The sequence below is a fragment of the Herbaspirillum frisingense genome (genome assembly GCF_047325095.1).
Classification (GTDB): domain Bacteria; phylum Pseudomonadota; class Gammaproteobacteria; order Burkholderiales; family Burkholderiaceae_D; genus Herbaspirillum; species Herbaspirillum frisingense.
Map to the genome: position 1 here is coordinate 5,002,247 of NZ_CP168558.1, position 18,860 is coordinate 5,021,106.

Annotated in this window: 15 protein-coding genes, 1 tRNA gene, 1 rRNA gene and 1 pseudogene; 9 read left to right on the forward strand and 9 right to left on the reverse strand. The window is 62.1% G+C overall.

From position 1 onward, the window contains the following. The first annotated feature begins 256 nt into the window (after nucleotides 1-256). The gene (locus tag ACEOAC_RS22770) at nucleotides 257-1,825 is read left to right on the forward strand and encodes a methyl-accepting chemotaxis protein (protein ID WP_413444039.1); all 1,569 of its coding nucleotides are present in this window, start codon (nucleotides 257-259) and stop codon (nucleotides 1,823-1,825) included. A gap of 84 nt (nucleotides 1,826-1,909) precedes the next feature. On the opposite strand, the gene trmB is transcribed toward ACEOAC_RS22770, so the two are convergent. From trmB to ACEOAC_RS22800, 6 genes are all read right to left on the reverse strand, one after another. After that, a complete protein-coding gene (trmB, locus tag ACEOAC_RS22775) occupies nucleotides 1,910-2,629 on the reverse strand; it encodes a tRNA (guanosine(46)-N7)-methyltransferase TrmB (protein WP_413444038.1) in 720 nt (239 codons plus the stop codon). A 79-nt stretch (nucleotides 2,630-2,708) separates the two neighbouring features. Then, nucleotides 2,709-2,782: transfer RNA gene (locus ACEOAC_RS22780), tRNA-Gly, on the reverse strand. Between the two features lie 222 nt (nucleotides 2,783-3,004). Beyond that, complete coding sequence (locus ACEOAC_RS22785) at nucleotides 3,005-3,736, reverse strand: molybdate ABC transporter substrate-binding protein (RefSeq protein WP_413444037.1); 732 nt, start codon at nucleotides 3,734-3,736, stop codon at nucleotides 3,005-3,007. Between the two features lie 246 nt (nucleotides 3,737-3,982). Continuing rightward, entirely contained in the window at nucleotides 3,983-5,827 is a 1,845-nt protein-coding gene (gene recQ / locus ACEOAC_RS22790) for a DNA helicase RecQ (protein ID WP_413444036.1), read from the reverse strand. 38 nt (nucleotides 5,828-5,865) lie between these two features. Beyond that, entirely contained in the window at nucleotides 5,866-6,738 is an 873-nt protein-coding gene (locus ACEOAC_RS22795; RefSeq protein ID WP_413444035.1) for an undecaprenyl-diphosphate phosphatase, read from the reverse strand. 126 nt (nucleotides 6,739-6,864) lie between these two features. After that, nucleotides 6,865-7,719, reverse strand: coding sequence for an undecaprenyl-diphosphate phosphatase (locus ACEOAC_RS22800; protein WP_006465546.1), 855 nt, complete (start codon nucleotides 7,717-7,719; stop codon nucleotides 6,865-6,867). 297 nt (nucleotides 7,720-8,016) lie between these two features. Here ACEOAC_RS22800 and arsC point away from each other — a divergent pair. Both arsC and ACEOAC_RS22810 read left to right on the forward strand, forming a co-directional pair. Beyond that, nucleotides 8,017-8,367 (forward strand): annotated as a pseudogene (gene arsC / locus ACEOAC_RS22805) (arsenate reductase (glutaredoxin)); the annotation flags it as partial. A gap of 152 nt (nucleotides 8,368-8,519) precedes the next feature. Continuing rightward, nucleotides 8,520-8,687, forward strand: a complete 168-nt coding sequence (locus tag ACEOAC_RS22810; protein ID WP_166758416.1) for a hypothetical protein — start codon at nucleotides 8,520-8,522, stop codon at nucleotides 8,685-8,687. Here the strand turns inward: ACEOAC_RS22810 and ACEOAC_RS22815 are convergent, their stop codons facing one another. Then, a complete protein-coding gene (locus tag ACEOAC_RS22815; RefSeq protein ID WP_006465544.1) occupies nucleotides 8,688-8,978 on the reverse strand; it encodes a YkgJ family cysteine cluster protein in 291 nt (96 codons plus the stop codon). Between the two features lie 162 nt (nucleotides 8,979-9,140). Between ACEOAC_RS22815 and ACEOAC_RS22820 the strand changes: the two genes are divergently transcribed. The 3 genes from ACEOAC_RS22820 (at nucleotide 9,141) to ACEOAC_RS22830 (ending at nucleotide 10,983) form a co-directional block, all read left to right on the forward strand. After that, nucleotides 9,141-9,770 (forward strand): TetR/AcrR family transcriptional regulator, encoded by a 630-nt coding sequence (locus ACEOAC_RS22820; protein WP_413444034.1) that lies wholly within the window; start codon nucleotides 9,141-9,143, stop codon nucleotides 9,768-9,770. Between the two features lie 205 nt (nucleotides 9,771-9,975). Further along, nucleotides 9,976-10,641 carry a protein-L-isoaspartate O-methyltransferase family protein gene (locus ACEOAC_RS22825; RefSeq protein WP_006465542.1) on the forward strand — a complete coding sequence of 222 codons (666 nt, stop codon included), beginning with the start codon at nucleotides 9,976-9,978 and terminating at the stop codon, nucleotides 10,639-10,641. Nucleotides 10,642-10,659: 18 nt separating this feature from the next. Next, complete coding sequence (locus ACEOAC_RS22830; protein ID WP_077236884.1) at nucleotides 10,660-10,983, forward strand: rhodanese-like domain-containing protein; 324 nt, start codon at nucleotides 10,660-10,662, stop codon at nucleotides 10,981-10,983. Nucleotides 10,984-11,082: 99 nt separating this feature from the next. Here ACEOAC_RS22830 and ACEOAC_RS22835 read toward each other — a convergent pair whose 3' ends face one another. Then, nucleotides 11,083-11,742, reverse strand: a complete 660-nt coding sequence (locus ACEOAC_RS22835) for a TetR family transcriptional regulator (RefSeq protein WP_077236883.1) — start codon at nucleotides 11,740-11,742, stop codon at nucleotides 11,083-11,085. A gap of 580 nt (nucleotides 11,743-12,322) precedes the next feature. On the opposite strand from ACEOAC_RS22835, the gene ACEOAC_RS22840 reads away from it, so the two are divergent. Genes ACEOAC_RS22840 through adeC form a run of 3 tightly spaced genes read left to right on the forward strand, consistent with a single transcriptional unit; the run spans nucleotide 12,323 to nucleotide 18,142 of the window. Beyond that, on the forward strand, nucleotides 12,323-13,531 hold the full coding sequence (locus tag ACEOAC_RS22840) for an efflux RND transporter periplasmic adaptor subunit (protein ID WP_039877174.1): 1,209 nt from the start codon (nucleotides 12,323-12,325) through the stop codon (nucleotides 13,529-13,531). 11 nt (nucleotides 13,532-13,542) lie between these two features. Further along, complete coding sequence (locus ACEOAC_RS22845) at nucleotides 13,543-16,698, forward strand: efflux RND transporter permease subunit (protein ID WP_077236880.1); 3,156 nt, start codon at nucleotides 13,543-13,545, stop codon at nucleotides 16,696-16,698. Further along, nucleotides 16,691-18,142: an AdeC/AdeK/OprM family multidrug efflux complex outer membrane factor gene (gene adeC, locus ACEOAC_RS22850; protein WP_274620148.1), complete on the forward strand. Its 1,452-nt coding sequence runs from the start codon at nucleotides 16,691-16,693 to the stop codon at nucleotides 18,140-18,142. Before ACEOAC_RS22845 ends, adeC begins: the two co-directional genes overlap by 8 nt. Before the next feature lie 594 nt (nucleotides 18,143-18,736). Here the strand turns inward: adeC and rrf are convergent. Continuing rightward, nucleotides 18,737-18,849, reverse strand: a 5S ribosomal RNA gene (gene rrf / locus ACEOAC_RS22855). Nucleotides 18,850-18,860: the final 11 nt, after the last annotated feature.

The window sequence follows — 18,860 nt, forward strand, 5'->3', positions numbered from 1 at the left end:
CACCGCCACGGTACCGCTACGTCATCAGCGCTGTCGACGCGACAGGCGTTTCGTCTTTCCGCAAGCACCATCACGCTGGCGCATGAGCGTGCATGCTTCATCAGTTCAATCACCCGCCCGTCGCTGCATGTCTTCATGCGACGCCAGCGCGGAATTTGCCTTTGGCGGCTCTTCAGCCCGCCGTCTGCCGTGCCGTTAACTGTCTGTGATGTCTGCGATGTCTGTGAAATGAGGTGCAGCACTTCCGGGAGGAATGATGAAGCTCAACGATTTCAGGATCGGCATGCGACTGGGGTTCCTGGCGGCACTGTTGCTGGCAGCGACCGCCTTCGTCGGAGTACGTGGCTGGCTGGTGCTGGACGAGATCTACGGCCAGGGCGCGCAGGCGATGCAGAAAGGCGCGCTGATCGAACAGTCGGTGGACGCCGCACGCAGTGCCCAGGTGCAGTTCAAGATCCAGGTGCAGGAGTGGAAGAACACCCTGTTGCGCGGCAAGGACCCTGACGCCTTCAACAAATATCGCCAGGCATTCATCGATGAGAGCGCCGCCACCCAGGCCTCGCTGAAGAAGCTGGAGAAGCTCATGCCGCAGATCGGCATGAGCCAGGAGGCAGCGCGCAAGGCACAGGAGGCGCATGCCGAGCTGCTGACCAGGTATCTCGATGCCTTGAAGGCCTATGCCTCCGACGACCCGGCATCGGTCGCCCGCGTGGACGAACAGGTCAAAGGCGTGGACCGCCTGCCGACCAGGATGATCGACGACATCGTTGCCGCCGTACTGGCCCATGCTCACCAGATGCGCGACGAGATCAACGCCGACAGCCAGGCCGACTACCTGCATGCGCGGGCATTGCTGAGCGCGTCCATTGCGCTGTCGTTGCTGGTGGGCATCGGCATCACCTGGTGGCTGGTGCGCAGCATCGTGCGACCGCTCGGCGTGGCGGTGCAGATTGCGCAGACCGTTGCCGCAGGTGACCTGCGTTCGGACGTCGCTGTATCGGGCAAGGATGAAACCGCGCAGTTGCTGCATGCGTTGAAGGAGATGAACGGCAACCTGGCCAACATCGTTTCGGAAGTGCGACACGGTACCGGCGCCATCACGGTCGCTGCCACCGAAATCGCCAACGGCAACCGCGACCTGTCGGAACGCACCGAGGAACAGGCCAGCTCGCTGGAAGAAACCGCAGCCTCGATGGAGGAGATCACCTCCACCGTGCAGAAGAACGCCGACAACGCCCACCATGCCAACCAGCTTGCCGGAGCCGCCTCCGGCGTCGCCGTGCGTGGTGGGCAGATGGTCGGGGCGGTGATCGAAACCATGCAGGCCATCGAAGAGAGTTCGCGCAGGATTGTCGACATCATCGGAGTGATCGACGGTATTGCCTTCCAGACCAATATCCTGGCGCTCAATGCGGCGGTGGAAGCCGCACGCGCCGGCGAGCAGGGGCGCGGCTTTGCGGTGGTGGCGTCCGAGGTGCGCTCGCTGGCCCAGCGATCGGCCACGGCGGCCCGGGAAATCAAGGAACTGATCAACGACTCGGTCGGCAAGATCAATGCCGGTACCTCGCTGGTCGGTGGCGCCGGCGATACGATGCAGGAGATCGTAGCCTCGGTCCAGAAGGTCGCCGCCATCATGGACAACATCACCGATGCCAATCGCGAACAGAGTGCCGGCATCGACGAGGTCAACAAGGCCGTGGTGCAGATGGACATGGTCACCCAGCAGAATGCGGCGCTGGTCGAGCAGGCCGCAGCGGCGGCCGAGAGCCTGCAGGTTCAGGCCGAAGGCCTGGGGCGGGCGGTGGCGGTGTTCAAGCTGAGGTAGGAAACGCTGGCGGCATAAGGAAAAAAGGCATGTCGAAATTCGACATGCCTTTTCATTTTTTGCCCCGACGCCGGGTTACCGGGCTTACGCCAGCTTTTCAAACACCAGGTCCCAGACCCCATGCCCCAGACGCAGACCGCGGTTCTCGAACTTGGTGGTGGGACGATAATCCGGACGCGGTGCATAGCCCGAGGGATCGGTGGAGGTGTTCTTCAGCGTCGGCTCCGCACCCAGCACGTCCAGCATCTGGATCGCATAATCTTCCCAGTCGGTGGCGCAGTGGATGTAACCGCCCACGGCCAGGCGCGAGCTCAGCAGCTGCACCAGCGGCGCCTGGATCAGGCGGCGCTTGTTGTGGCGCGCCTTGTGCCAGGGATCGGGGAAGAACACGTGCACGCCCGCCAGGGCGCCTGGCACGATCATGTTGTTGAGCACTTCCACCGCGTCGTGCTGGATGATGCGCACGTTATCCAGGTTGCCTTCACCGGCCAGCTTCAGGTAGCTGCCCACGCCGGGCGTATGCACTTCCACGCCGATGAAATTCTTTTCCGGCATCAATGCGGCGATCTTGGCGCTGGTCTCGCCCATGCCGAAGCCGATCTCCAGCACGGTCGGCGCCGAGCGGCCGAAAGCGGCCTGCAGATCCAGGGCTTGCTTGGCATAGGGCAGCATGAACCTGGGGCCCAGTTCTTCCAGCGCACGGCCCTGTGCATTGGAGACGCGCCCGGTGCGCGTGACGAAGCTGCGGATGCGGCGCTCGCTCGGATCATAGAAAAGCGGCTTGCCGGATTTGTTCTCAGACATGGATGACTCGTGAATCGGTGAAGCGCGGCCCTGAACCCCTCTTGTGCCGGAGGCTTCCGGCGGCAGGCCGCATGCGGTATGGAGCGGGTGAAGGGGATCGAACCCTCGTCTTAAGCTTGGGAAGCTTCTGCTCTACCATTGAGCTACACCCGCGTGTGGGTGGGCATTATACCGGGTTACGACGGGTCTTTTCCAGCATCGGGGATTGACCAAGGGGAGGATTGACGAGAAGTCAGCATCGTCAGGACCGCGGCCCGCCTGTCCAGCATGCAGCGATCTGCACATGCTTGAGCTGATGGAAGCGGTCCGCTACCTCACAGGCCTGCCCCGACGATCAGTGGCGCATGGTGATGCTGAATCGAGCACATCCCCCCCTCAACGATCTTCCGGCAACAACCCATGCTCCTCAATCGCCTTGCGCGCCGCCGGCTCTGCAAACATCGTCAGAAAGGCCCGTGCGGCGACAGCAGAAGCAGAGTGCGCGCCCACTGCACCGGCATAGACGGTGTAGTTCTGGATGGCGGCGGGTAAGGGACCGACCAGGTGGGCGCCTTTGACCTGCAGGATTTCGCTCTGCTGATGCAGTGCCAGCGCGGCGCTGCCATCGACCAGCTTTTCGGCCACCAGACCGCCAGGCACCAGGACTTCCTTGGCATGCATCTGGGCGGCGATGCCGAGTTTCTCAAACAGCTTTTCCAGATAGATCCCGCTTGACCCTCCGGCCTTGGGATCGATCAGCGCTACCGATGGCGCGTCCAGCAATGCCTTCCTGAACTGGGCGACGGTGGCGATGGCCGGCGACGGGGCGCCCTGCTTTACCGCAACCGCGATGCCCACGCGCGCAATCGAGCGGCTGCTTGCAAGGTCGAGATAACCGTCCTTGCCCAGGCCATTCAATACGCCGTCTGGCACGACGACCACATCAAAAGCGGCACCTGAGCGCACAAGTTTGTCCATGACGCCGGCGGTGGCGTTTTCCACTGTCACGTGGATGCCGCTGCGCTGCTCAAGGTCGGCTGCCACGGTGCGGACGACGGGCGCAATGGCGCCGGCAGCAAGGATCTTGAGATCGTCGGCCGCGGCGGGCAGTGCGATCAGAGCGGACAAGGAGGCGGCTACAAGAAGCGGGAGACAGAACGGGCGCACGATTTCTCCAGAGGTGGAAGTGCAGCGGATGGGAACAGCGGAAGGAAGGCAGAAAGCGCGTCGGCGCTGATTATACGACGCACGAAGGTGGGGCGTCTGTGCCCTGCCGGCAGGCCTTGCATGAAGATGACCGGCGGCATTGACGTAGAACGGACTGGACCGGATTGCGCCGATGGCGACGACACTCCCGTTCCACGCCCGCCCCGCTCAGGTCTGCATCTCTGCGATCAACGCGATGATCTGATCGCCGTAGGTTTCCAGCTTCTTCTCGCCCACGCCGGTGACGTGGCGCAGATCGTCCAGGGATTGCGGTCGGGCCTTGGCGATTTCGCGCATGGTCGCATCGTGGAAGATGACATAGGCCGGGACATTGTGGGCGCGCGCGGTTTCGACGCGCCACCAGCGCAGCTTTTCGAAGAGCGCCTGTTCTTCGGTGTCGAGATCGGTCTCGACGAAACCGGAACGCTGGGAGCTGCGCTTGGCCTTTTCCGGCTTGCGGTAACGGCGCAATTGCACCTGCTGTTCACCCCGCAGCACCGGGCGGGCGGCTTCGGTGAGCTTGAGGGCGCTGTAGTTCTCGGCATCCACCGTCAGCAGTCCCAGGGCGATGACCTGGCGCAGGATGGCACGCCATTCGGCTTCGCCACGATCGCTGCCGACGCCGAAGACGGAGAGCTGGTCGTGCCGCCACTGCTTGACGCGCTCGCCGTCGATACCGCGCAGCACCTCGATCACATGACCTGGCGCGAAGCGCTGGTCGACCCGATAGACGGTGGACAGCAGCTTCTGCACCTCGACGGTGGCATCGAAGGACACCGGGGGCGTGAGGCAGGTATCGCAATTGCCGCAGGGGCCGGACTTCTCACCGAAGTAATCGAGCAGATGCACGCGCCGGCAGTGCAGGGTTTCGCACAGGGACAGCATGGCGTCGAGCTTGGTGCTCTGGACGCGTTTGAAACTGTCGTCGGCTTCGGATTCATCGATCATGCGGCGCTGCTGCACCACGTCCTGCAGGCCATAGGCCATCCAGGCGTCGGCGGGCAAGCCGTCACGGCCGGCGCGGCCGGTTTCCTGGTAATAGCCTTCCACGCTCTTGGGCAGGTCCAGGTGGCAGACGAAGCGTACGTCGGGCTTGTCGATACCCATGCCGAAGGCGATGGTGGCGACCATCACGATCCGGTCCTCGCGCAGGAAGCGCGCCTGGTTGGCGGTGCGCAGCGCGTAGTCCATCCCGGCATGGTAGGCCAGGGCATTGATGCCTTCGCCGCGCAGGAATTCGGCGGTTTCCTCGACCTTCTTGCGCGAGAGGCAATAGACGATGCCGGCATCCTCGGGGTGTTCGCTCTTGATGAAGTCCAGCAGCTGTTTGCGACCGTTGGCCTTTTCCACGATCTGGTAGCGGATGTTGGGGCGGTCGAAGGAAGAGACGAACTGGCGTGCATCTTCCAGTTGCAGGCGGTGGATGATTTCTTCGCGGGTCTGCTGGTCGGCGGTCGCCGTCAGGGCGATGCGCGGCACCTGTGGGAAGCGCTCGTGCAGTACCGACAGCTTGATGTATTCCGGCCGAAAATCGTGGCCCCATTGCGAGACGCAGTGCGCTTCGTCGATGGCGAAGAGGGAGATGCGTGAGGATTCGAGCAGTTCCAGGCAGCGCGGCGTCATCAGCCGCTCGGGGGCGACGTAGAGCAAGTCGAGGTCGCCCTGGCGCAGGCGGCGCTCGATCTGCATGGCTTCCTCGAAGCTCTGGGTGGAATTGAGGAAGGCGGCGCGCACGCCGACTTCGGCCAGCGCGTCCACCTGGTCCTGCATCAGGGCGATCAGCGGCGAGACCACCACGCCGGTGCCGGCGCGCAGCAAGGCCGGTACCTGGTAGCACAGCGACTTGCCGCCGCCGGTAGGCATGAGCACCAGGGCATCACCGCCGCCGGCGACGTGCTGGACGATCTCGCCCTGATGACCGCGAAAGGACGAATAACCGAACACCGTCTCCAGCACATGCAATGCGCGTTCTTGCTGGGTGGCGCCGGCGGGCAGGGAATCGAAATCGACCATGGAAAAACCTGAAGCTGCTGCGTAGCGAAGGCGCTATTTTATTGCAGCCAGCCCCGGGACACCGCGAACAACAGGAAAACACCCAGTACGGCTCGATAGATGATGAAGGGCCAGGTGGAGAAACGCTCCAGGAATTTCATCAATCCCCAGATGGCGGCAAAGGCCGAGACGCTCGCCACGGCCAGGCCAAACAGCAGGACACCCCAGGCTTCCAGGGGGATGTGGGCGTGCAGCAGCACGGCCAGTTCCTTGAGGCCCGCCAGGGCGATGGCCGGCAAACCCAGCAGGAAGGATAAGCGTGCCGCCTCTTCCCGGCGGAAATTGAGGAACAGGGCCGCGGTGAGCGTGGAGCCGGAGCGGGAAACGCCCGGGATCAGCGCGCCAACCTGCGCCAGGCCGACGATAAGGGCGTCGCGCAGGCGCATCTGGTCGACGCTGCGGCGATGCCGGCAGACCAGTTCGGACAGTGCCAGCAGCAGCGCCATGACGATGCAGGACCAGCCGATCACGGATAGGCTGCGCAGCGGCGAGCCGCAGGCGTTGAGCACGTGCGATAGTGCCAGGCCGGCAATGCCGATGGGGATGGTCGCCAGGATGATGGCCACGGCCAGCTTGAACATGGGGTCGCTGAAATCGCGACGGCGCCAGGCCGCCAGGCTGCCGCCAGTGACGGCCGAGACATCGCGCCGGAAGTAGCTGATTACGGCGGCCAGGGCTGCGAGCTGCATGGCGGCCGAGAAGGCAGAACCCGGATCATGCCAGCCGAGAAAGGCCGGCACGATGCGCATGTGGGCGGTGGAGGAAATGGGGAGCAGTTCGGTGATGCCCTGGACGATGCCGAGGAAACCGATCTGCGCGTAGCTCAGGGAGGCAAAGCCGATATCAAGCCCGGCGCTGCAGACGTTGGCCATGGAGTGTGCTCTGAAGGGGGTGGCGAAAGAGAGTTGTGAACGCCGCCGGCGTCGAGGCCGACGGCGGGTGCTGCAGTGTACCGCGCCGCAGGCGGCGCTGGCTGACAGGGTCCTGACGCGGGCGTTTTACTCGACCCAGGCCACCACGCCGGTGTAGGCGGTGACCAGCACGATGATGCCGAAGACGATGCGATACCAGGCGAAGATCGTGAAATCGTGCGAGCTGATGTAGCGCAGCAGCCAGCGTACGCACAGGAAAGCGGAGACGAAGGCGGCTACCGTGCCCACCGTGAACAGGGGGACGTCGGCCGCCGACAGCAGCGCGCGCTCCTTGTAGAGCGAATAGATGGTGGCGGCGAACAGGGTCGGGATGGCCAGGAAGAAGGAAAACTCGGTAGCGGCCTTGCGCGACAGGCCGAACATCATGCCGCCGATGATGGTGGCACCGGAGCGGCTGGTGCCGGGGATCAGGGCGAAGGCCTGGGCGATGCCGACCTTCAGCGCGTCCAGCGGGGTCATGTCATCCACGGTTTCGACGCGGGCCGAGGCCATGCTCATGCGATCCTTGTTGCGACGTTCCACCCAGAGGATGATCAGGCCGCCGACGATGAAGGCGATGGCCACCGAGACCGGGTTAAACAGCACTTCCTTGATACGGCGACTGAACAGAAAGCCCAGGATGGCGGCCGGCAGGAAGGCAATGATCAGGTTGATGACCAGGCGCTGCGCCTTGCGGTCGGTGAACATGCCGCAGAGGACAGTGGCGATGCGCACGCGATATTCCCAGCAGACGGCGAGGATGGCACCGGCCTGGATCACGATTTCGAAGACGTCGGCTTTTTCCTTGGAGAAAGAGGGGCCGGTGAATTGCAGCAGGCTGTTGGCCAGGATCAGGTGGCCGGTGGAGGAGATGGGAAGGAATTCGGTCAGGCCTTCGACAATGCCCATGATGAGCGCCTTGAGCGCGAGGATGGTATCCATACGGTAGCTGGGGGGTGGCTTTTTCTGAGGAGTTGAAGGGAAATGGTGCTGATCACGCAGGCTGGCCAGCGAAATCGGTACCGATATGGCCGGAATCGTTCAATTGCACCCTCAAGAAGGCACATCGACAAGCCCGCATCGGTGCAAACCGGCGTTTCGACCGCACGAACCTGAAAAAAGTGCAGTCGGTGCAGTGCAACAAATTCGGATTCTACCTTAGCAACGTGACAAAACTCGCGTTTTCCTTTGGTGATAACGCGCTACCATGCGGTTTTTCATTCACCTGCGGGAATCTGCATGAGCGCTTTCACCATCTATCACAATCCGCGTTGCGGCACCTCGCGCAATGTGCTGCAGGCGCTGCGGGACGGCGGCGTCGAGCCGACCATCATTGAATATCTGAAGACCCCGCCGGACCGGGCGACCCTCAAGCAGCTGATCGCCGCCATGGGCGTGCCGGTGCGCGAGGTGGTGCGGACCAAGGAAGCGCTGTATCAGGAACTCGGGCTGGACGCGGCCACGGTCAGCGATGAGCAATTGATCGATGCCATGCTGGAACATCCTGTGCTGATGAACCGCCCTATCGTTGTCGCGCCCAAGGGAACGATGCTGGTGCGTCCCAGCGAGCGGCTGGCGGAAATCTTTCCCTGAGCTTCCTTCCTGACATTTCCTGAACGCAATCGGGAGGCATCGGGACGGTATCCGCACCGTATCGGCAGTCATTTGACCTCAATCGCGCTATACTTGGCTGATCCGTGGTACAACGCGGGAGTTCTCTCCCCATCGAATCAGGAGCAGCGGTGCATCATCGACACGAAGAAAGTACTGCCGATCTGAAGGAGCTGACGACCATCGCTCCGATCAGCCGAGAAGCCCATGCCGCCCACCTCAAGGAAAAGGTGGATACCCGGCGCCTCATCGAAGATATCCGCGATGAAGCGCGACGGCGGCGCGAGGAAGCCTACTAACTACTTAGGGGCGAGCCTACCGGCGTCAGTTCGTGGCGCAGGCGCAGTCAGCGCCTCCAGCCTTGTAAGCCAGGCAATGGCCTGGCTACGGTCGTCGCCGCACATCTCTGCCGAAGGCTGCAGCCCTGCGCAGAAAGCCGGTCGCCCGGCCTGTCCGAATATCTTGCATCGCATGTCCTGATCCAATTGCACACACGGCACGTTGGCCGGCTTGCCGTCGGGCATACCGGGGATCGGGCTGGTGATGGAGGGGGCGATGCAGCAGGCGCCGCAGGCATCTCGGCACTTCATGGGGCTTCCTGGTGGGACGGTGGGCCTGCATTGTAGTCCATCGCTGCCTGCGGGCAGTGAACGCCCACCGCTGTCATACTGCTTGCGTCCTGCTTGCGCCAGCGGCTTGACGTCGGCGCAGCTTGCCACTTACAGTGCCCCGTCCCGGTCATTTTGCTTCTCATGTCTGCCTTATCCAAAGAACCGCGTTGGGAACGACGCAAGCAGGACCGCCCCCAGGAATTGCTGGCGGCGGCCCTGGAATTGTTCGTGGAACGCGGCTATGCAGCGACCCGCCTGGAAGATGTGGCTACCCGCGCCGGTGTTTCCAAGGGCACCCTCTATCTCTACTTCGACAGCAAGGAAAGCCTGTTCAAGTCGGTGGTACGCACCAACATGCTGCCGCTGCTGGATCAGGCCGAAGCGCGCATCGCCGGCCACGCCGGGAGCAGTGCCGACCTGCTGCGCGACCTGATCATGCACTGGTGGGAGGCCGCCTCGCACTCCGGGGTGATGGGCATCGCCAAGCTGATGATGGCCGAATCCGGCAACTTCCCCGAACTTGCGCGTTTTTACCATGAAGAAATCACCGCCCGGGGCGACGCCACCGTGGTCCGCGTGCTGGAGCGCGGCATGGCATGCGGGGAGTTCAGACAGATCAATGCAGAAGCGATGAAAAAGGTCATCGTGGCTCCAGTGGTCATGCTCATGCTCTGGGACCAGTCACTGGCCCCCTGTGCGGTGGCCCCGATCGATCCACGCAGCTATCTGGAGAACATGATCGACCTCTGCCTCAATGGGCTGAGGGCCTGAAGCACGGGCCACAGATGGCCGCCCGCTGCGCATCCGGCCCCGGATCGGCACGCAACAACAGGCCCATACTCGCATTGCATTGAGGAAAACCCGCAACAGAAGCGCCGGCCGCCGCTTTTTCCCGGCATAGATGGGCTGATTAGCTGGGCGGTGTTTGATAAAATGCTGCCTTTCCGTCGCTATTAGATTAGATCGAGCCACCGCCATGAATATCGAACAAGCCCGCTTCAACATGATCGAACAGCAAATCCGTCCCTGGAATGTGCTGGCGCAGGATGTGCTGGACCTGCTGATGGTCGTCAAGCGTGAAGAATTCGTCCCGGCCGCCTATCGCAGCCTGGCGTTCTTCGACACCGAGATCCCCCTGCCGGGCGGTGAAAACATGCTGGCCCCCAAGATCGAAGCGCGCATGCTGCAGGAAGCCAACGTCAAAAAGCACGAATACGTGCTGGAAATCGGCGCCGGTTCGGGATACATGGCGGCTCTGCTGGCGCACAAGGCGCGTCACGTGACCACCGTGGAAATCTCCCCCGAGCTGAAGACACTGGCCGAGCAGAACCTGTCCGACTACGGCGTGGCCAACGTGGATGTGCAACTGGGTAACGGCGCCCAGGGCTGGACCGGCGCCGACGGCAAGGCCGGCGAATACGACGTGATCGTCATTTCCGGTTCGCTGCCACTGCTGCCGGAAGCCTTCGGCAAGCAACTGAAGGTGGGTGGCCGCCTGCTGGCCATCGTCGGTTCCGCACCGGTGATGGAGCTGCAACTGATCACCCGCACTTCGGAACATGTCTTTGAAACCGTGAACATCGTGGAAACCATGGCCAAGCCGCTGCATGCAGCGCTGGTGCCGTCCCACTTCACGTTCTGAACCTGACAGGAAAGCATCATGGAGCACATCTCCGCCCCGGAACTGGCCGCCTGGATCAATGATCCCGACCGCCCCACGCCCCTGCTGCTGGACGTGCGCGAGCCCTGGGAACACCAGACCTGCCACATCGCCGGTACGCAACTGGTGCCGATGAACACCATTCCCGGCCGTTTTTCCGAGCTCGACGAAGAACAGCCGGTAGTGTGCATCTGCCACCATGGCGGCCGCAGCATGCAGGTCGCGGCTTTCCTGGAGCGCCAGGGCTTCACCAAGGTCATCAACCTGAGTGGCGGCGTGCATGCCTGGGCCACGCAGGTCGATCCGACCATGCCGACCTACTGAGTCGACGCTTCCCTCCCGCCATGTGGCCCGGTCAGACCGGATCGCATGGCGCGGCAAGGCGGCCTGCCTTCTTCTACGGGTCGCCCTTCCCTACCTCGCTCAGCTCACCACTTCCTTCACTTCTTGCACTTTCTGCAGTGAAGGTGCCGCCTTCAAGGCGTACAAAGACGCTGCCAGCACGCGTTCACCTTCCACGACCAGGTCAAAACTCTCGGGTGAAAAGAACCAGTCCGTCAGCAAGCCACTGAAGGTCGCATGGGCCATCAGGCAGGCCAGGCGGATGTCCAGCGTGGCCGGCAGTTGCCCACGCGCTACCGCATTGCCGAGGATCTGCTCGAGTCGCAACATACCGTCGACGTGGCACTCACGCTGCCGGATCAGGATGGGATCGTGGGCATCGGCAAACTCGCACTTGTTGAAGATGATGTCGAACACGCGCCGGCAGCGCTCATCGGTTGCGGCCATCGTCAGCACGTAGATGCCGCTGCGCAGGAACTGTCCCAGCGGATCGGCCACCTGCGGGCTGGCGTTCTCTTCCAGCACGGCCTCCATCGGCAGGCGCACGCGCTCGCACATGGCGTCGAAAAGGTCGCTCTTGTTCTTGAAATGCCAATAGATCGCGCCCCGCGTGACGTCGGCCGCCTTGGCGACGTCGGCCAGCGAGGTCTGCGAAACACCGCGTTCATGGAATACCTGCTCGGCAGCATCGAGGATGCGGGCGCGCGTTTCCAGTGCTTCTTCCTTGGTGGAACGGGCCATCTCAGCAACCTCCGGAGAGCATCCAGTCGGAATCATCCATCGGCAAGCTTTGCTGCGTGCGCACATCTTCAGTGAACATTATTTGAACCTGAACAATCGCGCTTAAGCAGAAATTGTCATGGAGTGGAAAGAATTCGTCGTACACAATATCGGGCCATCTGTTTTGTCTTGCCGAGACCCGCTTATCGCGACGGGCCATGCGGAAGAGCTCGGTTTCAACACTGCGGAAACGGTATCAGAGTGCCTTCTGCAGGAAAATGCAAGGAATCGCTCATATTTAGCTACGCCGTTTCGAACAAGTTTGTTAAATTAATGTGATGTTTTGGAGAAATACATACATACATGAATGTATGTATAATAGCATCCGCTTCAAGCCCCTGTCGTAAGTCCTTCGCAAAAATTCGTCGCCCTAGCCGGGAAGCGGGCGGGGGATTTTTCGCATTGCAACAATGCCTCATCCTGCCGTCCCGCCAACTTCAGCCGGCGACGACAGGCATAGCATCATCGTCATCACCGGTTTTACCGAATTCGTTTCATCGCCGCCCTGGCGGCTTCAACTTTACTTTCGTGCGAGATATCTATGAGCTCAGTCAGTCGTTTCACGCGCCTTACCATGACCGTCGCCGTTGCCGCTGCGCTGGTCGCCTGCGGACAGAAACCCGCCGCCCAAGGCGGCCAGATGCCGCCGGCCGAGGTGTCGGTGGTGACCATCGCCCCGCAACGCGTGGCCATTACCAATGAACTGCCGGGCCGGGTGGAAGCCTTCCGTGTGGCGCAAGTACGCGCACGGGTGGCCGGTATCGTGCAAAAGCGCGTCTTCAAGGAAGGCAGCGAGGTCAAGGAAGGCCAGGTCCTGTTCAAGATCGATCCGGCCCAGTACAAGGCCAGCCTGGAAAGCGCACAAGCCACACTGGCACGTGCCCAGGCCAACCTGACGCAGACCTCGTTGACGGCGCAACGCTACAAGCCGCTGGTGGAAGTCAACGCCGTCTCCAAGCAGGAATATGACAACGCGGTCGCTGCCCAGAAGCAGGCAGAAGCTGACGTGGCCGCCGGCAAGGCTGCCGTGCAGACCGCCAGCCTGAACCTGGGCTATGCCACCGTGACCTCGCCCATCTCCGGCCGTATCGGTCGCGCGCTGGTGACCGAGGGCGCGCTGGTGGGTCAGGGCGATGCCACCCAGCTGGCGCTGGTGCAGCAGCTTGATCCGGTCTATGTCAACGTCACCCAGTCCAGCGCCGACCTGTTGAAGCTGCAGCAGGCCATGGCGGCGGGCCAGTTGAAGAGCGTGGGCGAGAACAAGGCCAGCGTGACCCTGGTGCTGGAAAACGGCCAAGCCTATGAACAACCGGGCAAGCTGCTGTTCTCCGACATCAGCGTAGACGAGAGCACCGGTTCGGTCTCCCTGCGCGCCGAGTTCCCCAACCCCAAGCGCCTGCTGCTGCCGGGTACCTATGTGCGTACCAAGATCGAACAGGCAGTGGACGAACAGGCCCTGCTGGTGCCACAACAGGCTGTGATGCGTGATGCCGGCGGCTCGTCGGTGCTGGTGGTCAATGCCGAGAACAAGGTGGAGCCACGTCCGGTCAAGACGGGCGGTGCGCGTGGCAACAACTGGCAGGTCCTGGACGGCCTGAAAGAGGGTGACCGCGTGATCGTGGAGGGCCTGCAGAAGGTTCGCCCGGGCGCTTCGGTCAAACCGGTGCAATGGAATCCCGCGGGCGCTCCCGCACAAGCGCAAGGCCAACCGGCCAAGCAAGATCCGAGCGCCCAACCGAAAGCTAACTAAGAGGCTGCCAGATGGGAAAGTTTTTTATTGATCGCCCCGTATTCGCGTGGGTGCTAGCGATCTTCATCATGCTGGCCGGTGCGCTGGCCATCACCGGCCTGCCGGTGTCCCAGTACCCCAACATCGCGCCGCCGACCATCGTGGTCACGGCGACCTACCCGGGTGCGACCGCACAGACCCTGGACGATTCGGTGACCAGCCTGATCGAACAGGAAATGAACGGCGCCGATGGCCTGCAATACATCGAGTCGCAAAGCCAGGCCAATGGCCAGGTGCAGATCACCATCACCTTCTCGCCGGAAACCAATCCGGACCTGGCGGCGGTGGATGTGCAGAACCGCCTGAAGCGCGTCGAGGCCCGTCTGCCGGCTGCGGTGACGCAGCAGGGCGTGCAGGTGACCAAGTCGCGTTCCAACTTCCTGCTCTTCATCGGTCTTTCCTCGACCGACGGCAAGCTCGATCCGGTGGCGCTGGGTGACTATCTGTCGCGTAACGTCCTGAACGAAATCAAGCGTGTCCCGGGCGTGGGCCAGGCACAGCTGTTCGGTACCGAACGCGCCATGCGCATCTGGATCGATCCGAACAAGCTGATCGGCCTGAACCTGACCCCGGCTGACGTGACCGCAGCCATCCAGGCACAGAACGCGCTGGTGGCCGGCGGTACACTGGGCGCCCTGCCCAGCCCGGGCACCCAGCAGATCGCCGCCACCGTGGTGGTGAACGGTCAGCTGACTTCGCCCGAGCAGTTCGGCAACATCGTGCTGCGCGCCAATGCCAACGGTTCGTCGGTGCGACTGCGTGATGTCGCCCGGGTCGAGGTTGGTGGCCAGAGCTATGACACTTCCGGTCGTCTGGACGGCAAGCCCTCCTCCTTCATCGGCGTGCAGCTCTCGCCCACCGCCAATGCGCTGGGCACCGCTACGGCCGTACACAAGAAGATGGACGAGCTGGCCAAGTACTTCCCCACTGGCGTGAAGTACACCATCCCCTACGACACCTCCAAGTTCGTCAAGATCTCGATCGAAGAAGTGGTCAAGACCCTGATCGAAGCGATCGTGCTGGTGTTCCTGGTGATGTTCCTGTTCCTGCAGAACATCCGCTACACCATCATCCCCACCATCGTGGTGCCGGTGGCCTTGCTGGGTACCTTTGCCACGCTGCTGCTGTTCGGCTTCTCGATCAACGTGCTGACCATGTTCGGCATGGTGCTGGCCATCGGTATCCTGGTGGACGATGCGATCGTGGTGGTGGAAAACGTCGAACGCATCATGAGCGAGGAAGGTCTCTCGCCGGCTGACGCCACCCGCAAGGCCATGGGCCAGATCAGCGGCGCGCTGATCGGTATCACCCTGGTGCTGATCGCGGTGTTCATCCCGATGGCCTTCTTCGGCGGTGCCGTGGGTGCGATCTATCGTCAGTTCTCGCTGTCGATGGTGGCTTCGATGGTGTTCTCGGTGTTGATGGCCTTCACGCTGACGCCGGCGCTGTGCGCCACCATCCTCAAGCCGGTCGAAAAGGGTCATCACCACGAGAAGAAGGGCTTCTTCGGCTGGTTCAACCGCAAGTTCAACAGCACCGCCGCCGGCTATCAGGGCGTGATCGCCCGCATGCTGAACAAGGCTGGCCGCTACATGATCGTCTATGTCGTGATCGTGGCCTGCGTGGGCTTGCTGTACGTGCGCCTGCCCGCCTCCTTCCTGCCCAATGAAGACCAGGGCTACATCATCACCAACGTCCAGTTGCCGCCGGGCGCAAGCACGGCGCGCACCACCGAGGTGGTCAAGAAGATCGAAGAGTATTACCTCAAGGACCCGGCAGTGGAACACGCCATTGCGGTGCTGGGCTTCTCGTTCTCGGGTAACGGTCAGAATGCGGCACTGGTGTTCACCCCGCTGAAGGACTGGTCCGAACGCGACAAGTCGCAGTCGGCGGACGCCGTCGCGGGCAAGGCTTTCGGTGCGTTCTCGCAGATCAAGGATGCGATCGTGTTCCCGCTGAACCCGCCACCGATCCCGGAACTGGGTAATGCTACCGGCTTCACCTTCCGTCTGCAGGATCGCGCCGGGATGGGCCACGCTGCACTGGTGCAGGCCCGCAACCAGATCCTGGGCATGGCTTCGCAGAGCAAGGTGCTGGCCGGTGTGCGTCCGGAAGGTCTGGAAGATGCGCCACAGCTGCAGCTGGACATCGACCGCGACAAGGCCAACGCCCTGGGCGTGCCGTTCTCGGCGATCAACAGCGTGCTGTCCACGGCGCTGGGCTCGTCCTATGTGAACGACTTCCCCAACCTGGGTCGTCAACAGCGTGTGATCGTGCAGGCTGACGCCACCCGTCGTCTGCAACCGGAAGACCTGACCAACCTGTACGCCCGCAATTCCAATGGCGGCATGGTTCCGTTCTCGGCCTTCGTCACTGCGAAGTGGATCAATGGTCCGGTACAGCTGATCCGCTACAACGGCTACCCGGCCATGAAGATCGCCGGTGGCGCTGCTCCTGGCCGCAGTACCGGTGAGGCGATGGCGGAGCTGGAATCCTTTGTGGCCAAGCTGCCACCTGGCTTCGGCTTTGAATGGACGGGTCAGTCGCTGGAAGAAAAGACCTCCGGCAACCAGGCTCCTGCCCTGTATGCACTGTCGCTGATCGCGGTGTTCCTGGTGCTGGCAGCGCTGTATGAAAGTACGTCCATTCCGCTGGCGGTGATGCTGGTGGTGCCGCTGGGCATCCTGGGTGCGCTGCTGGGCGTGACGTTGCGCGCCATGCCAAACGACGTGTACTTCAAGGTGGGCATGATCGCGGTGGTGGGTCTGTCGGCCAAGAACGCGATCCTGATCATCGAATTCGCCAAGGATCTGCAGGCGCAGGGCAAGGGGTTGATCGAGGCGACGCTTGAGGCGGTTCACCTGCGTTTCCGTCCGATCATCATGACCTCGCTGGCCTTCATCCTCGGTGTGCTGCCGCTGGCGATTGCCTCTGGCGCCGGCTCTGCCAGCCAGCGCGCCATCGGTACCGGCGTGATGGGCGGCATGATCACGGCGACCGTACTGGCGGTGTTCCTGGTGCCGATCTTCTTCGTGGTCGTGCGCAAGATATTCAAGGGTAGCGATCGTCAGCGCAAGTTCGACGCTGACCATTCGCCCAAGATCAATGTGGAGAACAACAATGGCTAATCTGTCGTTGCCGCGCTCGCCGCGCCTGCTGCAAATGTGCGCAGCGCTGCTGGTGGCCGGTGTCCTGGGGGGCTGCTCGCTGGCCCCCACTTATGAGCGTCCGCAAGCGCCGGTGGAAGCCGCCTATCCGGCGGATGCCGCTGGCCGTGCCGAACTGCAGGCTGTCAACCTGGGGTGGCGCCAGTTCTTCCCCGACCAGCGGCTGCAGCAGCTGATCGCGGCCGCTCTGGAGAACAACCGCGACTTGCGCACTGCCGTGCTCAACATCGAAGAAGCCCGGGCGCAATACCAGATCGCCCGTGCCGATCTCCTGCCCAATCTGAACGTCACTGGCAATGCTGCGCGTACCCGTACGTCGGCCAGCCAGTCGCTGACGGGCCAGCCTGTGATCAGCAACAGCTACCAGGTGGGCCTGGCGGTGCCAGCCTACGAGCTGGACTTCTTCGGTCGCGTGCGCAACCTCAAGGATGCGGCGCTGGCCAGCTATCTGAGTACCGAAGAGGCACAGAAGTCGGCACAGATCAGCCTGGTCGCGCAGGTGGCGCAGGCCTACCTGTCCGAGCGCTCCTATGCCGAGCAGCTGCAACTGGCCAATGACACCCTCAAGTCGCGTGAATCCAATCTGGATCTGGCGCAAAAGCGTTTCGACGTAGGTGCCAGTTCTGCGCTGGATTTTCGCCTGACGCAGACGCTGGTGGAATCGGCTCGTGTGGCCAAGGCCCAGTTGGAACGTCAGCGTGCACAAGCCGAGAACGCCCTCACGCTGCTGGTGGGCAAAAAGGTGGGCGACCTGCCACCCGCGCAACTGCTGTCGGATGAAAAGATCGTGACCGACATCCCCGCTGGACTGCCTTCGGAGCTGCTGACCAATCGCCCTGACATCCGCTCGGCCGAGCAGAGCCTGCTGGCAGCCAATGCCAACATCGGTGCGGCGCGTGCGGCATTCTTCCCGCGCATCTCGCTGACAGGCAGCTTCGGCAGCGCCAGCAGCACACTGGGTGGATTGTTCGAGAGTGGTTCGGGCGCATGGAGCTTCGGCCCCTCACTCTCGCTGCCCATCTTCGATTTCGGCCGCAACAGCGCCAATCTGGACCTGGCTGAAGTACGCAAGAACAAGGCTGTAGTGAGCTATGAGAAGACCATCCAAACGGCCTTCCGCGAAGTTGCCGACGCGCTAGTCGCGCGCGGGACTCTGGATGACCAGGTCAAGGCGCAGGAGGCTTTCCTGGCGGCCCAGCAGGAGCGGCTGAAGTTGACTGATCTGCGTTTCAAGAACGGGATTGCGTCTTCACTGGATCAGCTTGATGCACAGCGGGACCTGTTCTCTGCACAACAGGCCTTGATCCAGGCTCGCCAGCTGCGCTTGAACAATGCCATTGATCTGTATAAGGCATTGGGTGGTGGTATCAACGAGAACACCTTGAGTGTTGCAGCCAAGCAGTAAGTTTTATGGCGATCTGTTGAGATCGTGTTGTGGATGGAAGTAAAAAAGCCGGCATTTGCCGGCTTTTTTATTGTCTTGTGGTTTAGAGGGTTGGGTGCGTGGGTAAGGTCACGCGGAGCTCGGTCGGATGTTGCTCGATCAAGTCAGCAGCGATGGACGTCATGGGGTATTTGGGGCTGTGGATAAGATAAGTCCCGCGCAAACTCGAAGGCTACCCTGTGCATAAACTAAGTTGTCTAATTATTGAGGCCACACTGGACGCCCCGTTGCGCCCTGCTTGTTCCCCAAATACTAAGTTTTCAACTTGATGTCGTGCAATCGATGCGTCGGTCTGTGGGCACGATAGGCGGTGGATAAGATATCCAATTGAAGGGGGTGTATCGGCTGGGAGCTTTGTCCGGGCCGATCCTGTGGGCAACAGACTTAAGCGTCACTTGCACTCGAATCGAGGTCAGCCTATTGAGAGCAGGAGCGCAATGCTAATAAAAGCGGCCTGTGGCGTTGTATGCAGCCGGGTGGGATGGGTGCGTGTTTTTGCCGCCGCAAAGCAAAAACCCTCGCTACATTCGTAACGAGGGTTCTTGGGAGTAACAAGCCTGACGATGACCTACTTTCACACTGGTTGCAGCACTATCATCGGCGCGAAGTCGTTTCACGGTCCTGTTCGGGATGGGAAGGGGTGGTACCAACTTGCTATAGTCATCAGGCATAACTTGTA

Bases quoted from the DNA above. Each gene is read 5' to 3' on its own strand.
- ACEOAC_RS22770 (WP_413444039.1), top strand. From the start codon at position 257: ATGAAGCTCAACGATTTCAGGATCGGCATGCGACTGGGGTTCCTGGCG.
- trmB (WP_413444038.1), bottom strand. From the start codon at position 2,629: ATGTCTGAGAACAAATCCGGCAAGCCGCTTTTCTATGATCCGAGCGAG.
- recQ (WP_413444036.1), bottom strand. From the start codon at position 5,827: ATGGTCGATTTCGATTCCCTGCCCGCCGGCGCCACCCAGCAAGAACGC.
- ACEOAC_RS22795 (WP_413444035.1), bottom strand. From the start codon at position 6,738: ATGGCCAACGTCTGCAGCGCCGGGCTTGATATCGGCTTTGCCTCCCTG.
- ACEOAC_RS22800 (WP_006465546.1), bottom strand. From the start codon at position 7,719: ATGGATACCATCCTCGCGCTCAAGGCGCTCATCATGGGCATTGTCGAA.
- ACEOAC_RS22815 (WP_006465544.1), bottom strand. From the start codon at position 8,978: ATGAAGTGCCGAGATGCCTGCGGCGCCTGCTGCATCGCCCCCTCCATC.
- ACEOAC_RS22820 (WP_413444034.1), top strand. From the start codon at position 9,141: ATGTCTGCCTTATCCAAAGAACCGCGTTGGGAACGACGCAAGCAGGAC.
- ACEOAC_RS22825 (WP_006465542.1), top strand. From the start codon at position 9,976: ATGAATATCGAACAAGCCCGCTTCAACATGATCGAACAGCAAATCCGT.
- ACEOAC_RS22830 (WP_077236884.1), top strand. From the start codon at position 10,660: ATGGAGCACATCTCCGCCCCGGAACTGGCCGCCTGGATCAATGATCCC.
- ACEOAC_RS22835 (WP_077236883.1), bottom strand. From the start codon at position 11,742: ATGGCCCGTTCCACCAAGGAAGAAGCACTGGAAACGCGCGCCCGCATC.
- ACEOAC_RS22840 (WP_039877174.1), top strand. From the start codon at position 12,323: ATGAGCTCAGTCAGTCGTTTCACGCGCCTTACCATGACCGTCGCCGTT.
- ACEOAC_RS22845 (WP_077236880.1), top strand. From the start codon at position 13,543: ATGGGAAAGTTTTTTATTGATCGCCCCGTATTCGCGTGGGTGCTAGCG.
- adeC (WP_274620148.1), top strand. From the start codon at position 16,691: ATGGCTAATCTGTCGTTGCCGCGCTCGCCGCGCCTGCTGCAAATGTGC.